The organism is Amycolatopsis sp. FDAARGOS 1241 (assembly GCF_016889705.1).
GTDB lineage: Bacteria > Actinomycetota > Actinomycetes > Mycobacteriales > Pseudonocardiaceae > Amycolatopsis.
The window spans coordinates 5,814,697-5,829,359 of the sequence record NZ_CP069526.1 but is presented as its reverse complement, the minus strand read 5'-3'; the positions used below and the strand labels follow the sequence as shown (position 1 = coordinate 5,829,359).

The 14,663-nt window shown below is 70.3% G+C and carries 13 protein-coding genes; 11 read left to right on the top strand and 2 right to left on the bottom strand.

Annotation, left to right across the window (positions count from 1 at the left end):
* Positions 1–9 precede the first annotated feature (9 nt).
* Positions 10–627: a LuxR C-terminal-related transcriptional regulator gene (locus I6J71_RS28625; RefSeq protein ID WP_239153960.1), complete on the bottom strand. Its 618-nt coding sequence runs from the start codon at positions 625–627 to the stop codon at positions 10–12.
* Positions 628–841: 214 nt separating this feature from the next.
* Between I6J71_RS28625 and I6J71_RS28620 the strand changes: the two genes are divergently transcribed.
* The 11 genes from I6J71_RS28620 to fgd all read left to right on the top strand — a co-directional run bounded on the left by I6J71_RS28620 (position 842) and on the right by fgd (position 13,380).
* On the top strand, positions 842–1,876 hold the full coding sequence (locus tag I6J71_RS28620; protein ID WP_204089704.1) for a YcaO-like family protein: 1,035 nt from the start codon (positions 842–844) through the stop codon (positions 1,874–1,876).
* 122 nt (positions 1,877–1,998) lie between these two features.
* Entirely contained in the window at positions 1,999–3,648 is a 1,650-nt protein-coding gene (locus tag I6J71_RS28615; protein ID WP_204097271.1) for a sulfatase-like hydrolase/transferase, read from the top strand.
* Positions 3,649–4,213: 565 nt separating this feature from the next.
* A complete protein-coding gene (locus tag I6J71_RS28610) occupies positions 4,214–4,921 on the top strand; it encodes a class II aldolase/adducin family protein (protein ID WP_204089703.1) in 708 nt (235 codons plus the stop codon).
* Positions 4,922–5,152: 231 nt separating this feature from the next.
* Complete coding sequence (locus I6J71_RS28605) at positions 5,153–6,016, top strand: ABC transporter permease (RefSeq protein ID WP_204089702.1); 864 nt, start codon at positions 5,153–5,155, stop codon at positions 6,014–6,016.
* A gap of 28 nt (positions 6,017–6,044) precedes the next feature.
* Positions 6,045–6,827, top strand: coding sequence for an ABC transporter ATP-binding protein (locus I6J71_RS28600; protein WP_204089701.1), 783 nt, complete (start codon positions 6,045–6,047; stop codon positions 6,825–6,827).
* Positions 6,828–6,960: 133 nt separating this feature from the next.
* Positions 6,961–8,007, top strand: coding sequence for an ABC transporter substrate-binding protein (locus I6J71_RS28595; RefSeq protein WP_204089700.1), 1,047 nt, complete (start codon positions 6,961–6,963; stop codon positions 8,005–8,007).
* Positions 8,008–8,131: 124 nt separating this feature from the next.
* Entirely contained in the window at positions 8,132–8,905 is a 774-nt protein-coding gene (locus I6J71_RS28590) for a GntR family transcriptional regulator (RefSeq protein WP_204089699.1), read from the top strand.
* Positions 8,906–9,053: 148 nt separating this feature from the next.
* A complete protein-coding gene (locus I6J71_RS28585) occupies positions 9,054–9,998 on the top strand; it encodes an alpha/beta hydrolase (protein WP_204089698.1) in 945 nt (314 codons plus the stop codon).
* Entirely contained in the window at positions 9,995–11,386 is a 1,392-nt protein-coding gene (locus I6J71_RS28580) for a dihydroorotase family protein (protein ID WP_204089697.1), read from the top strand. The genes I6J71_RS28585 and I6J71_RS28580 overlap by 4 nt, the downstream gene beginning before the upstream one ends.
* On the top strand, positions 11,383–12,366 hold the full coding sequence (locus I6J71_RS28575) for an LLM class flavin-dependent oxidoreductase (RefSeq protein ID WP_204089696.1): 984 nt from the start codon (positions 11,383–11,385) through the stop codon (positions 12,364–12,366). Before I6J71_RS28580 ends, I6J71_RS28575 begins: the two co-directional genes overlap by 4 nt.
* Before the next feature lie 15 nt (positions 12,367–12,381).
* Entirely contained in the window at positions 12,382–13,380 is a 999-nt protein-coding gene (gene fgd / locus I6J71_RS28570; protein ID WP_204089695.1) for a glucose-6-phosphate dehydrogenase (coenzyme-F420), read from the top strand.
* Between the two features lie 48 nt (positions 13,381–13,428).
* Here fgd and I6J71_RS28565 read toward each other — a convergent pair whose 3' ends face one another.
* A complete protein-coding gene (locus I6J71_RS28565) occupies positions 13,429–14,604 on the bottom strand; it encodes an MFS transporter (RefSeq protein ID WP_204089694.1) in 1,176 nt (391 codons plus the stop codon).
* Positions 14,605–14,663: the final 59 nt, after the last annotated feature.

Sequence of the window (14,663 nt, the reverse complement as noted above, 5' to 3'; positions counted from 1 at the left end):
GAAACCGGGTCAGATCAGGCCTTCGCGGATCGCGTAGGCGACGGCGTGGGCGCGGTTGCGCAGTTCGAGCCGCACGGTCATCTTGCTGATGATGTTCTTCACCGTGCGCTCGCTGTAGCCCAGCTGGTGGGCGACTTCGCCGGCGGAGAGGCCGTCGGCGAGAAAGCGCAGGATATCGGTCTCGCGGCGGTCCAGGCGAGTCTGGCGGGCGGCCGCGTGGGTGAGGCGGCGCACCTGCGTGGTCAGGCGCTCGACCGGGTCCGCGGGGTGCGTGCCGGCCGCGTCGAGGACCGCTTGGATCACCGCTTCGCTCCGGGTGGTCGCCTTGTCGAGGACCGTGACGACGCGGTGCTGGGCGAGCTCGCCGACCGGGAGGTCGTCGAGGCGGCCGATGACCAGCACGGTCGGGATGTCGAGGGTGGCGGCGACGCGCTCGAGGATGTCGCGCGTGCGGGGATTGAGCCGGTCGGTGACCACGAGCGAGACCTCGGCGCCCATCGGCCGGGTGCGGTCGACGATGGTGACCTCGGGCCTGCCGTCGAAGTAGCTCTCCAGGCACGCGCGCGTGAGCGCGTCGGAAACCGAGAGCAAGGTCCGTACGGTCCCCGTCCGCAGGGTCTGGTTCATGCCACCAGCATGCGCGCGCGCACTGATCATCCACGGGGGTGCGTGGCGCCGGGCGTTCAGTGGTCGTTCAGTCGGCACGCAGAGGGCCCTTCGTGCTGCCCGTTCGGCCACCGCGCCGGGAAAATCCTCGACTCCGCGGTGGTGATCGAGTTTGATGCCGGTGGGGGCAGGTGGGTTCCTCCGGGGACCCCGGACGACGAGCTGGTGCGAACACATGGACGACGTCTTGGCCGAAGTGGCCGAACTGGGGCTGACCGCGAAACTGACGCCGGTGGCGGGCGGCGCCGCTCCGGTGTGGCGGTGCGATCTGCTGCGCGACGGCGTGGCGCTGTCCGACGGGCCCGGGTACGGCGCGGGCGCGGACGCCGAGATCGATGCCGTGCTCGACGCCCTGACCCGCCGGTTCGCCGGTGCCGCCTGGCTGCGCCCGGCCGACGTGCGCGCGGTACCGGCACCCGAACTGGCGACCGGCCGGCTCGCCGAGGACGAGACCGTGCGCACGCTCGCGCGCTACACCGACCTGCCCGTGGGCACCCTGTCGTACCGGCGGTTGCTGCCGACCGGGCCCGGCCCGCTCGCGTCGGTGCCCGCACTGCTCGCGATCAGCGACTACGGCCGCGGTGGGCACATGCTGCTGCGCCACTCGGTGGGCGACGTCGTGGACTACGACGCGCTCGGCACCCGCCCGGCGGTCGCCGCGTGGGCCGCCGCGGGAACGCGCGCCGAGGCGACGGTGCGAGCGCTCACCGGGCTCTTCGACCACGACGCCCACCACGCGATGCTCGCCGGCTCCCGGCCGGTCCTGCTCGACCCGGCCACGCTGCCGCCGGACCTGTCCGCGCTGCTGGCGTCTGCGGCGCTCGCCGCGGGCGGCCCGGTGCGCGTCGCCGACCTGACGCCGCAGCTCGGCGTGCCGGCCTACCTCGCGGGCGACCGGGCCGTGTGGGGCTCCGGCGTGTCCTTCAGCCGCCGCCGCGCGCTGACCGGTGCGTTGACGGGCCTGCTGCGGCGTGCGGCCGCGTGCCCGGCCGCGCGGCTGACCCCGATGGCCGAGTCGGCGGAGCTGGTGCCCTACCGCGAGAACAACCTGAGCGGCACCGCGCCGGAGCTGCTCGCCGAGCTGCTGGACAGCCTCGCCGCGCGGGATCTCGCGGCGTTCCAGCGGGAGCACCACACCGGCCGGGTTTCGGTGGTCCACGTTCTGGTGCCCGGTTTGCGCTGCCGCGATCAGGGGCTGACCGCCGTTTGACCGGGTTGTGACCCGGTTCTCGTGAACCGGCCGTCGATGCCGTCCGTATAGGGAAGAGGACCACCCTGTCCCGGGCGGAAAGGAAACCCGTGTCACTCTCCACCAGCACCGACGACCCAGAGCTGTCCGGCGAGGACACGCAAGCCGCCTCGCCCGGCCGGAGCCGCGCGCGCCGCGTGGCGGCGGTGGTGCTCACGGTGGTGGCGGGGTTGCTCGTGCTGTTCGCGCTGGTCGCGCCGAACAACCTGGCGCAGCTGACGCCCGCGGCGTTCGTGCGGATCCCGGTGGAGGCGCTGGTGGTCACGGCGCTCGCGCTGGTGCTGCCGTCGCGGTGGCGGCGCGTGCTGGCCGGCGTCGTGGGGGCGGTGCTCGGTGTGCTGACGGTGCTGAAGCTCGTGGACATGGGCTTCAACGAGGTGCTCTCGCGCCCGTTCGACCCGATCCTCGACTGGAGCTTCGTGAGCGCGGGCCTCGATTTCCTGCGCGGCGAGGTCGGCGGCGCCGGTGCCGTCGCGGCCGCGATCGGGGTGGTGCTGCTGATCCTGGCGGTCGTCGTCTTCACGGTGCTCGCCGCGCTGCGCCTCACGCGCCTGGCCGCGGGGCGGCGCACCGGGTCGACTCGGGTGCTCGCCGTGCTGGGTGTCGGGTGGATCGTCGCGGCGGTGTTCGGGGTGCAGCTCGCGCCCGGCCAGCCCATCGCCTCGCGCAGCGCCGCCGCGCTCGCGTTCGACGACCTGCGCCAGGTCGGCACCGACCTGCACGACAAGCAGGAGTTCGCCGCGCAGCTCGCGGCCGACCCGTTCCGCGACGTCCCGGGCGACCAGCTGCTGCAGGGCCTGCGCGGCAAGGACGTGCTGCTGACGTTCGTCGAGAGCTACGGCCGCTTCGCGGTCGAGGGCTCCGACATCGCCCCGGCCATCGACGCCCAGCTCGACGCCGGCACGCAGCAGCTCGCCGCCGCGGGCTTCTCGGCCCGCTCCGGTTTCCTGGATTCGGCCACCTTCGGCGGCGGCAGCTGGCTCGCTCACGCAAGCGTCCAATCGGGAACGTGGGTCGACAACCAGCAGCGCTACAACACACTGCTCGGCAGCGACCGCTTGTCGCTCACGCGCGCCTTCGGCAAGGCCGGCTGGAAGACGGTGCAGGACGTGCCCGCCCACACGCAGCCCTGGCCCGAGGGCAAGTACTACGGTTTCCAGCAGTACTACGACTTCCGCAACGTGGGGTACCAGGGCCCGGGCTACGCCTACGCGACGATGCCCGACCAGTACACGCTGTCGTTCCTGCAGCGCACCGAACTCGCCGCGCAGAACCGCAAACCCGTGATGGCCGAGGTCGACTTCGTCTCCAGTCACGCCCCCTGGTCCCCGCGCCCCACCCTCGTCGACTGGAACAAAGTCGGCGACGGCTCGATCTTCGACCCGCAGCCCGCACAGGGGGAGGACCCCGAACAGGTTTGGAAGGACCCGAACCAGATCCGCCACGCCTACGGCAACGCTATTCAGTACACTTTGGACACCCTCGTCTCCTACCTCAAGACGTACGGAAACGACAACACCGTCCTCGTCTTCCTCGGCGACCACCAGCCCCCGGTCGTCACCCCCGCCGGCATCAACCACCAGGTCCCCATCACCATCGTCGCCAAGGACCCCGCCGTCCTGGACCGCATCTCCGACTGGCACTGGACCACCGGCCTCAAACCCGCACAAACCGCCCCGGTCTGGAAAATGGACACCTTCCGCGACCGCTTCCTGACCGCCTTCGCCAAGTAGCACACCAAAGCAACGACCCCATCCGCACCGCCTCTACGCCACGCACCAGCACCCCCAAATCGGCCTGTCCGCACCGCTCTGCAAAACCCACCAGCGCACCCAGCCCCGGCCCTGCACCTCGATCCCCGCTTCTTCGCGGTCCGGACCACGTGTCAAGGTATGCTTTCCCGCCCCGACACGTGGTCCAGACCGTGGCGACCATCAAGGGTCGGGGTGCCCCCAGTCCCCCCGGCGCAACGTCGCGCCCCAGCGCGACGAGCCGCCCGCGACTACCCGCCGCACCCGCCGATTGGACGGCCCGTCAACGGCCCGTGGCCGACCTCCGTCCGACGCCTCCGGTGGACATCAACCCCACTCTCCGTCCACCACGAAAATCCGAACCTTCACGCCACCCCGTAGCGCCCAGACCCTTCGCAGGCCTAACCTTCCCCGCAACCGGTCCCCACCGCGTCCCCACTGAGTCCCCGGCACCACCGTTTCCACTTCGCGACCCAACAGATACTTCCGCCTTGCAAATGTTTCCTTTATCCTGGATCCAATCGCCAATCCGAGAGGAAGGGCTGCCATGACCGATCCCCACGCCGTCCGGGCGGATCTCGTCACCTGCACCAGCCTGCTGGTCTTCAAGGGCGTTCTCGACTACAGCGGCCACCTGTCCGCCCGGGTGCCGGGCACGACCGACCGCGTCTACATCCAGCCCCGCGACGCCAGCCGGGCTGCTCTGAAGCCGGAAGACCTGCTGGTCGTGGACCTGGACGGCAACCTCGTCGAAGGTGAGCTGCCGCCACCGGCCGAGACGGCGATCCACACCGGCGTCTACCGGGCGCGGCCGGACGTGAACTTCGTCTGCCACGGCCACCCGTCGCTGTCGACGTCGTTCTCGATGGTCGACCACCCGCTGCTGCCGATGCGCCACTTCGCCTACAAGTTCCCCGACGGGCCGGCCGTGCATCCGGACCCCACGCACATCCGCTCCCGCGAGCAAGGTGACGCGGTGGCCAAGACGCTCGGCGACGCCGGCGCCTGCCTGCTGCGCTCCCACGGCACGGTCGTCGTGGCCAATCGGGTGCAGGAGCTGCTGATGGACTGCCTCGACCTCGAGGAGAACGCCCGCACGCTGCTCATCGCCCGGCAGCTCGGCACACCGCTGCCGCTCACCCCAGAAGAGATCACCCGAGTGGCCGAGAGCTACGACCGCGGCGGGCACCGCCCGGGCAAGCTCTGGGACCACTACGTGCACCTCGGCCGCCAGGCCGGGGTGCTCGCCGCCTGACCCTTCCCCCGCCGTCCGAAGCGTCCGCAGTGTCCATATCGGACGCTCGCTACACCTTGCCGTGGCCGCGAAACCACGCTGCGGCAGTCGTTGTGCGCACATCCGGGGTCCACAGTGCACAAGCCGTGCACTCGTACGTCAGCCCCGAACCCGAACCAGTTCACGGCCGGACTGCTTGACCCTCGTGTCGAATGGATCCAGGCTCCAACTGACAAACTGGAGGAGGTAGCGGTGTCCCTCACCGAAGACACGAGCTTGGCCAGTTCCGCGCCGGGCCGGGCCGGACGTCCGGCGCCGGCCGCCCGCAGGTTCCGGATCCCGTGGAACGCGAAGGTTCGCCGCCGGGTGCTGCCCATCGCGTCGGTCGTCGTGTTCCTGGGCGTGTGGCAGATCTTCGGCGCCCAGGTCAACCCCATCCTGCTGGCCACTCCCTCGGCCGTCGCGTCGTCCTTCGTGGACATCATCGGCAACGGTGAGCTCGGGGCGGCGTTCCTGCGCGCCATGGAGGTGCTCGCCGCGGGCTTCGGCATCTCGGCCGTGGTCGGCATCGCGGTGGGCGTGTGGATGGGCCGGCGCGAAACCGTGGCGCGCGTACTCAACCCCTACGTCAGCTTCTTCCAGGCGACGCCGCTGATCGCCCTCACCCCGCTCGTGGTGATCTGGACCGGCATCGGCTTCGTCTCGGAAATCACGATCACGTTCCTGCTCGCGGTGTGGTCGATCATCATCAACACCGCCGAGGGCACGCGCAACACCCCGGCGATCCTGCTCGACATGGCGAAGGTCTACCGGGCGGGGGAGTGGTCGGTGGTGCGCCACGTGGCGATGCCCAACGCCGTGCCCTACATCTTCGCCGGCCTGCGCATCGCGCTCGCCAAGGCCCTGATCGGCGTGATCATCGGCGAGATGGACATCAGCCTCAAGGGCCTGGGCGGGCTCATCCAGAACTACGGCGACTCGTTCCAGACCGCGCCGCTGCTCGCGTCGATCATCAGCTCCTCGATCGTCGGTGTCGTCGGCACGATCATCCTCGAGGTGCTGCGCCGCAGGCTCGCTCCGTGGTCCTCGAACGCCTCCGCCCACACCCGGGTCTGAAAACCCGGCCAGCACCGAAAGGTCCGCCATGAGCGCACCCACGGCCTGCATCGAGATCGAGCACGTGTCCAAGCGCTACCAGCGCCCGGGCCGCAAGGCCGAGAGCTTCCTCGCCGTCTCCGACGTGCACCTCGACGTCCGCCACGGCGAGTTCATCTCGCTGATCGGGGCTTCGGGCTGCGGCAAGACCACGCTGCTGCGCATGATGTCCGGCCTCATCCCGGTCGACGACGGGCAGATCCGCATCAACGGCAACCCGGTGGACGGCGTGCCGCCCTCGATCGGGTTCGTGTTCCAGGAGCCGGCACTGTTGCCGTGGAAGACGGTGCGCGAGAACCTGGTCTTCGCCTTGAAGGCCAAGGAACTCGGCCCCGCCGAGGTCGACGCCGCGATCGCGGCCAAGCTGGAGATGACGAGCCTGCGGGACTTCGCGGGCTACTACCCGTCGGCGCTCTCCGGCGGCATGCAGCAGCGCGCCGGGCTCGCCCGGGCGCTCGCCTGCGACCCCGACGTGCTCTTCATGGACGAGCCCCTGTCCGCGCTCGACGCGTTCACCCGGCGCCGCCTGCAGCAGGACATCGCCACGATCATCCAGGGCATCGGCGCGACCACGGTGCTCGTGACGCACGACGTCGACGAGGCCGTGTTCTTCTCCGACCGCATCGTGGTGATGGGCACCTCGCCCGGCTCCGTCCGCGACGTCGTCGAAGTCCCGTTCCCCAAACCGCGCACGCACGCGGAGCTCCTCGGTGATCCCGAGGTGGCGAAGCTGCGCGACCACGTGCTGGGCATCGTGCTCGGCCTGCACTGAAATCCCCGCTGAAATCCCACTGAAAAATTCCACTGAAAATTCCGCTGAAGATCTCGCTGAAATCCCCTTGCCATCCCTGCTGGGGTCCCGTCTCCCCGTCCCCACCAGAACCGTCCAGAAAGGAGGGTCCGCGATGTCCGCACCCGCTTCGCGGCGGCGCCGCACGGCGCTCGTCGCCGGCGCGATCGCCGCGCTGACCGTGTCGCTGGCGACCGCGTGCAGCTCCGGCGACGCGGCCGCCGGGACCGGCGACAAGCTGCCGACCTCGGCCGACGGCACGCCCAACCTCAAGGGCACCACCATCCGCATCGTCACCGGCGCGGCCCCCGCCATCGAAGACACCAAGATCGCGCTCGTCGCCCAGGTCCTCAAGAGCTGGGGCGCCGACGCGACGATCGTGAACCAGACCGGTGACCCCGCGGCGATCCGCGTGCTGCTCGCCGGCGACGCCGACATCGGCACCCTCGCCGTGTCGTCGTCGATCAACTCGGGCCTGAAGATCTTCGGGCCGAGCCAGCCGCGGCTCGACTACCACTTCATCGGTGCCCCTTCGCTCAGCTCGATGAAGGACCTGCCCGGCCACGTCTACGGCACGTCGAACGTGCACGGCGTCGAGGCACTGATGTTCGCCGACCTGCTGGCGAAGAACAAGATCGACCCGAAGTCGGTCACGACGACGGTGGCCGGTGGTGCGTCGGTGCGCGTGAGCGCGATGCTCACCCACCACATCGACGCGACGTTCGCCCACGCCACCGACGTTTCGAAGCTGACCTCGGCCGGCTTCCACGACCTCGTGACGATGTCGAAGACCGCGCCGGAGCTCGCGGACTCGTTCCTCGCGACCTCGCCGCAGTGGCTCGCGAGCCACGGGGCGCTGGCCGTGGCGATCGACCAGGCGTGGATCAAGGCGGCGCAGATCTTCAACACCGACAAGGACCAGTGGGTCAAGGCCGCGGTCGTCTACGCCAAGGCGGACCAGGCGGAAGCGTCCTCGACCTACGACGCGCTGAAGGCGGCGGACACGTTCCCGGCGTCGAAGTTCGCGTACTCCGAGGCCTCGGCGAAGACGCAGGAAGACCTGGCCAACCAGGTCGGCGCGATCACCAAGGCGCCCGCCACGTCCGTCTGGGTCGACACCGCGACCTGGGACAAGGCGACGGCGGCGATGAATCTCGGCTGACCCGCGGGGGATCGGCTCGCCGGGTCGGTCCGATAATGGATCCAGGATACGGTTGTCCGGTCTACCTGGACGAACGGAAATCGCTTGACGGCCGGGTGCTCCGGTCGAGGGGAGGCTAGTCACGATGGCTCAGCGTCAGTCCGGCGGAGCCGGCGGGGGCACGGGCAGCGGCGCCGGTGAGGGTTCCGGGATCACCGGCCGCGCCAGCTTCGACGAGGTTGTGTCGCGGTTGTCGAGCGGTTACCGGTCGATCGGCGACATGGTCTACGAAGTGCTGCGCCAAGCGCTGCTGTCCGGGGCTTTCGCCCCCGGGGAGCACCTCCGGCAGGAGGCGCTCGCCACCGCGATCGGGGTCTCCCGGCTCCCGGTGCGGGCGGCGCTGCTGCGGCTCGACGCCGAGGGGCTGGTGGAGTTCCACCCGCGCCGCGGCGCCGTGGTCAAGACGCTCACGCCGGAGCAGCTCATCGAGATCTACGAGCTGCGCGACCTGCTCGAGACCCACGCGCTGCGCAAGTCCATGAAGACGATGACCCCGGAGCGGATCGCCAGCCTGCGCAAGAGCGCGGAGGTGCTGGACTCCGAGGAAGAGGGCGAAGGCTTCCTCGACGTCCGGGTGCGGTTCTACCGCGAGCTCTACGACGCCGAGCGCAACCCGCGGCTCGTGGAGCTGATCGAGGACCTGCGCAGCAGCGTCGGGCGGTACCTGCTCGGCTGGCGGGTCTCGGGCCGCCGCAGCCACCACGGCCGGCACACCACGCTCGTGGACCACGTGGAGCGCGGTGACGCCGAGAAGGCCGAGACGGCGCTGCACGAGCACCTGCGCGAGGTGAGCGAGGGCGTCGCGAAGATCCTTTCCGGCGAAAGCGATCGCGAACCCGACAGCGAATTCCCCGCCTGACGGACCGCACAACCCGAAAACCGCGCTGGAAAACAATTCTGCACCGCGTGAATCGCGGTGGCCCGAAAACGTGTTCGTCAACCCGGCCGGATCGCCGGGCAGGTACCCCCTGCCCGGAAACCGGCGGGCAGGAGTGAACGGAAACGGCATGAGAACTGACGAGGTCTCCTGGTTCAGCGACGGCGAGCGCATCAGCGGCCTGTGGCGCACCCCGGACGACGGGGCGGGCCCCTACCGCGTCGTCGTGCAGGGCCCCGGCTGGCTGGGGCTGAAGGACGCGAAGCTCTACGTCCGCTACCACCAGGCGCTCACCGACGCGGGGTTCGCGGTGCTGGTGTTCGACTACCGCGGGTTCGGCGGCTCCGAGGGCGATCCGGAACTGCTCTCGCCGGCCCGGCAGCTGGCCGACCTGCGCAGCGCCGTCACCTACGCCGAAGCGCGCTCCGACGTGCTGCCCGACTGCATCGGCGTGTTCGGCAGCGGCGGCACGGGCGGGGGCAACGCGGTCCTGCTGGCTTCGGTCGATCCGCGCGTGCGGGCGGCGGTGAGCCAGCTGCCCGTGGCCGACGGCGGCGACTGGCTGCACCGCATGCGCAGCGAGTACCAGTGGCTCGACTTCCTGGCGGAGCTGGCGGCCGATCGGCGCGAGCGCACGTTGCACGGTACCGGCCGGCTCGTGAACCCGCGCGAGGAGATCATGGTGCCGACGTCGGAGCGCCGGGCCACCAGCGTCAAGTCCGACGTGGACGGACGGGTGCCGAAGCAGGTGCGGCTCACCGCGGCGGAGGAGATCATCGCCTACCGCCCGGCCGAGGCGGCCGCGACGCTGGACACACCGCTGCTCGTGATCGGCGTGGAGAACGACGCCACCACACCGACCGACCACGCGGAGCGGATCTACGAAGCCGCCCGCGGGCCGAAGGAACTGATCATGCAGCGGCACACGAGCCACTACGCCGCGTACGACAAGTACTGGACCGCGACGACGCCGCGCATCGTCGCGTGGTTCGAGCAGTACCTCCGCCCGGCCGACGTGGTCGTGCGGTCGAGCAAGCCGGGGCAGCACCCCGTCGTTCTGGAGGTGACGGAATGAGCATCGATCTCCGTGTGGCCGGTGGCCGCGTGCAGTTGCCCAGCGGTGCCGTCGACGGCGACCTGCTGGTGAACGAGGGCAAGGTCGTCGGCGTCGTCGCGGGCTCGGTCGAGGTGGCCGACGTCGGGCGCACGGTCGACGCCACCGGGAAGCTGGTGCTGCCGGGCATGGTCGACGTCCACGTGCACACGCGCGAACCCGGGTTCACGCACAAGGAGGACATCCACACCACGTCGCTGCAGGCGGCCGCGGGCGGCGTCACGACGATCTTCGGGATGCCGAACCTGAACCCGCCGACCACCACGGCGCAGACGCTGCGCGAGGTGTTCGACCTCTACGCAGAGAAGTCCATCGTGGACTGGAACCACAACCCGGCGGCCACCCGTCCCGACGAGATCGCGCCGATGGCGGCGATGGGCGTGAACGCCTACAAGATCTACATGGTCGTGGACACCGGCCGCACCTACCCCCACCCGGCGGGTACCGGCATGCACGGGCACGGCGACCTGCTGCGCATGATGGACACGATCGCCAAGACGGGCAAGCGGTTCATCATCCATCCGCACGACCAGTCCCTGATGGACTACATCGAAGGGGAGTACCTGGCGCGCGGGGAGAACACGCCGCAGGGGTACGCGTCGGCCTACGCCGCGCGCAACGGGGTCATCTGGGACACCGCGATCGAGGTCGTGCTGCGGCTGGCCGAGGCGTCGGGGTGCCCCGTGCACCTGGCGCACATCCAGACGCGCCGGTCGGTCGAGGCCGTGCGCCGGGCGCGTGAGCACGGCGTGGACGTGACGTGCGAGGTGAACCACTGGCTGCCGTTCCTGTCCACTTGGGACGACGTCGAGAAGCTCGGTCCGTACGCGCTGTCCTACTGGGTGCCCGACGACGGCCGCGAAGCCGTGTGGGACGGCCTGCGCGACGGCACGATCGACATGTTCTCCTCCGACCACGCGCCGCACACGCGCGAGGAGAAGGAGATCGGCTGGACGAAGATGTGGAGCTCGCACACGGGCACACCCGGCATCCAGTACTTCTACCCGCTCACGCTCGACGCGGTGAACAAGGGCCTGCTCACCCTCGACCGCGCGGTGGAGCTGGTGGCCGGTGCGCCGGCGGGCAAGTTCGGTCTGTCGGGCGTGAAGGGTGCGCTGACCCCGGGCTGCGACGCGGACTTCGTGATCGCGGACCTCGACGCGCCGTGGACGATCACCAACGAAGGCGTGCTGTCGAAGATCGGCTGGACCCCGTACGACGGCCGGCAGCTCACGGCCGCGATCGAGCAGACCTACGTGCGCGGCACCGAGGTGTTCGCGCACGGCAAGGTGACCGGCGAGGCCGGGCACGGCAAGCAGGCGGTGTCAGGAAAGGTGCAGAACGCATGAAGTTCGGACTGTTGCTCCCGCATTTCGGCGAGCACGCCACGCGCGACAACGTGCTCCAGGGTGCGATCATGGCCGAGAAGGCCGGGTTCGACTCGGTGTGGGTGCGCGACCACCTGGTGTTCGAGCCGCACGGCGAGATGGAAAAGCCCAACCGCACGTTCTACGACGCGCTCACCACGCTCACCGCGATCGGCGCGGTGACCGAGCGCATCGAACTGGGCACGGGTTCGCTGATCCCGTTCCGCCACCCGCTCGTCACCGCGCTCATGACGGGCACGATGACGCAGCTGTTCGGTCCGCGCGTGATCCTCGGCTTCGGAGCCGGCACGTTCGACCACGAATTCGAAGCCATCGAATGGGGTGAGCGCGATCGGGTGGAGCTCGTGCGCTCCAACGCCGAGATTTTCAAGCGCGTGTTCACCGAGAACAACGTGGACTACTCGGACGCGAACTTCTCGTTCACCGACGTCTCGATCGAGCCGAAGCCGCTCGGCGGGCGGGTACCGTTCTGGTATTGCGGCGCGACACCGCGGTCGGCGCGGCTCGCGGTGGAGTTCTGCGACGGCTGGATGCCGGGCCGCATCTCGATGGCCACGCTCGACAAGCGGGTGCGGACGATGCGGGACCTGTCGGAGCAGGCCGGCCGGACGACGCCGACGGTGGCCGTGATCCCGCCCACGTCGATCGAGCGCACGTACGAGGAGGCGGTGAAACACGTGAACATCCCGGGCCTGCTGGCCTGGGCGAACAAGGCAAAGTTCGCGGTCAAGCCGCCGTCCGGCCGATTCGAGACCGTGAAGGATCTCTCAGGTCAGCTCATCGTCGGGACCCCCCAAGATGCTCTGGAGGAGATCGACCGCTTCGCCGCCACAGGGGTGGAGCACCTGGTGTTCGACTTCCGGTTCAAGTTCGACCGGTGGTTCGATCAGATCGAGCTGCTGGGGTCGGAGATCATCGGCAAGGTGAACGCGGGAGTCTGAGAGAGGACGAGGTCCATGGTGAGGTTCGGGTACAAGGCGTCGGCCGAGCAGTTCGCGCCGGCCGAGCTGCTGCGCTACGGCGTGCTGGCCGAGGAGAACGGGTTCGACTCGGTGTTCGTGAGCGACCACCTGCAGCCGTGGCGCCACGACGGCGGGCACGCGCCCGCGGCGCTGCCCTGGCTCGGCGCACTCGGCTCGGCGACGCAGCGGGTGGTGCTCGGCACGAGCGTGCTGACGCCGACGTTCCGCTACCACCCGGCGGTGGTGGCGCAGGCGTTCGCGACGCTCGGGTGCCTCTTCCCGGGCCGGGTGGTGCTGGGCATCGGGTCGGGCGAGTCGATGAACGAGTCGCCGCTGGGCATCGAGTGGCCGGAGCCGAAGGTGCGGTTCGGGCGGCTGAAGGAGGCGATCGAGCTCATCCGCACGTTGTGGATCCAGGAGCGGGTGGACTTCGAGGGCACGTACTACCGCACCGAGAAGGCCACCGTCTACGACCGTCCCGACGTCCCGGTCCCGCTGTACATCGCGGGGTCCGGCCCGGCGGCCACGCGCCTGGCCGGCCGTCGCGGTGACGGCTTCATCACCACGAGCGGCAAGGCGCCGTCGCTGTACACGGACACGCTGCTGCCCGCCGTGCGCGAAGGCGTGGAGCAGTCGGGTCGCGCGATCGGTGACGTCGACCTGATGATCGAGGTCAAGGTGTCCTTCGACGCCGACGCCGGGCGCGCGCTGCAGGACACGCGGTTCTGGGGTGCGCTCGCGCTGAAGCCGGAGGAGAAGACGGGCGTGGAGGATCCGGTCGAGATGCAGCGGCTGGCCGACGCGCTGCCGATCGAGCGGGCCGCGAGCCGCTTCATCGTGTCGTCCGACCCGGACGAGCACGTGGCGGCGATCAAGCGCTACCTCGACCTGGGCTTCACGCACCTGGTGTTCCACGCCCCCGGGCCGGACCAGGAGCGGTTCCTCAAGGCCTACGGCACCGAGATCCTGCCGAAGCTGCGCAAGCTGGTGTGACCGCGGTGGGGGCCTGGCGTGTGGCCAGGCCCCCACCGTCCACAGTGGTCAGTGCGCCGGCACCGGTGCCGGGCGCTTCGCCCCGCGGCGGTCGAGCGTGCCCGAAGCGACGGCCAGCGCCAGGGCGGCGACTGTCATGGCGGCCCCGACCCAGTTGGTCGAGGCGTAGCCGTAGCCGGCGGCGATGACGACGCCGCCGAGCCAGGCGACGAGCGCGTTGCCGAGGTTGAAGGCGCCGATGTTCACCGCCGAGGCGACCGTGGGGGCGGCTTCCGCACTGGCCAGCATCCGCATCTGCAGCGGCGGCACGGTCGCGAACCCGAACCCGCCGAGCAGGAACAGCGTGACGATCGCGGGCACGGCCGCGTGGGCGGTGAAGGCGAACACCGCCAGGACCACCGCGAGCGCGACGAGCACCGTGTACATCGTCGGCATGAGCGCGCGGTCGGCGAACTTGCCGCCGAGCAGGTTGCCGAGCACGAGGCCGACGCCGAACAGCACGAGCAGCCAGCTGACGGCACTCGCGGGCAGGCCGGCGACGTCGGTCATCAAGGGCGCGATGTAGGTGAAGCTCGCGAGGACGCCCCCGAACCCGAGGATCGTCGTGCCGATCGCGAGCCACACGCGGGCGTGGCGGAACACGGCGAACTCCGCGGTGATGCGCGCGCCCTCGGGGCGCGGCGTGTCGGGCACGAGCGCGGCGACTCCGATCAGGCCGAGCACCCCGAGCCCGGCGACGACCCAGAACGTGGCGCGCCAGCCGAGGCCCTGGCCGAGGAAGGTGCCCATCGGCACGCCGAGGACGTTGGCGAGCGTGAGGCCGGTGAACATGAGCGCGATCGCGCTGGCCTTCTTCTCCGGTTTCACGAGGTCGGCCGCCACGACGGCGCCGACGCCGAAGAACGCGCCGTGCGTGAGGGCGGCGACGATCCGGCCGACCACGAGCACGCCGTAGGCGGGGGCCAGCGCCGACAGCGCGTTGCCGGCGATGAACACCGCCATCAGCAGCGTGAGCAGGTGCTTGCGGCGCATGCGCGTGCCGAGGGCGGTCATCGGCAGCGCGCCGGCCGCGACGCCGAGCGCGTACCCCGTGATCAGCCACCCCGCGGCGGGGATGGACACGCCGAAGTCGGCGGCCACCTCGGGCAACAACCCCGCGATGACGAACTCCGTCGTGCCGATGCCGAACGCGCCGATGGCCAGCGCGAGCAGGGCGAGCGGCACGGGACTTCCCCCTGATGCGTGGACAACTACCGTCGTTGACAATAGTTGCATACGCCGGG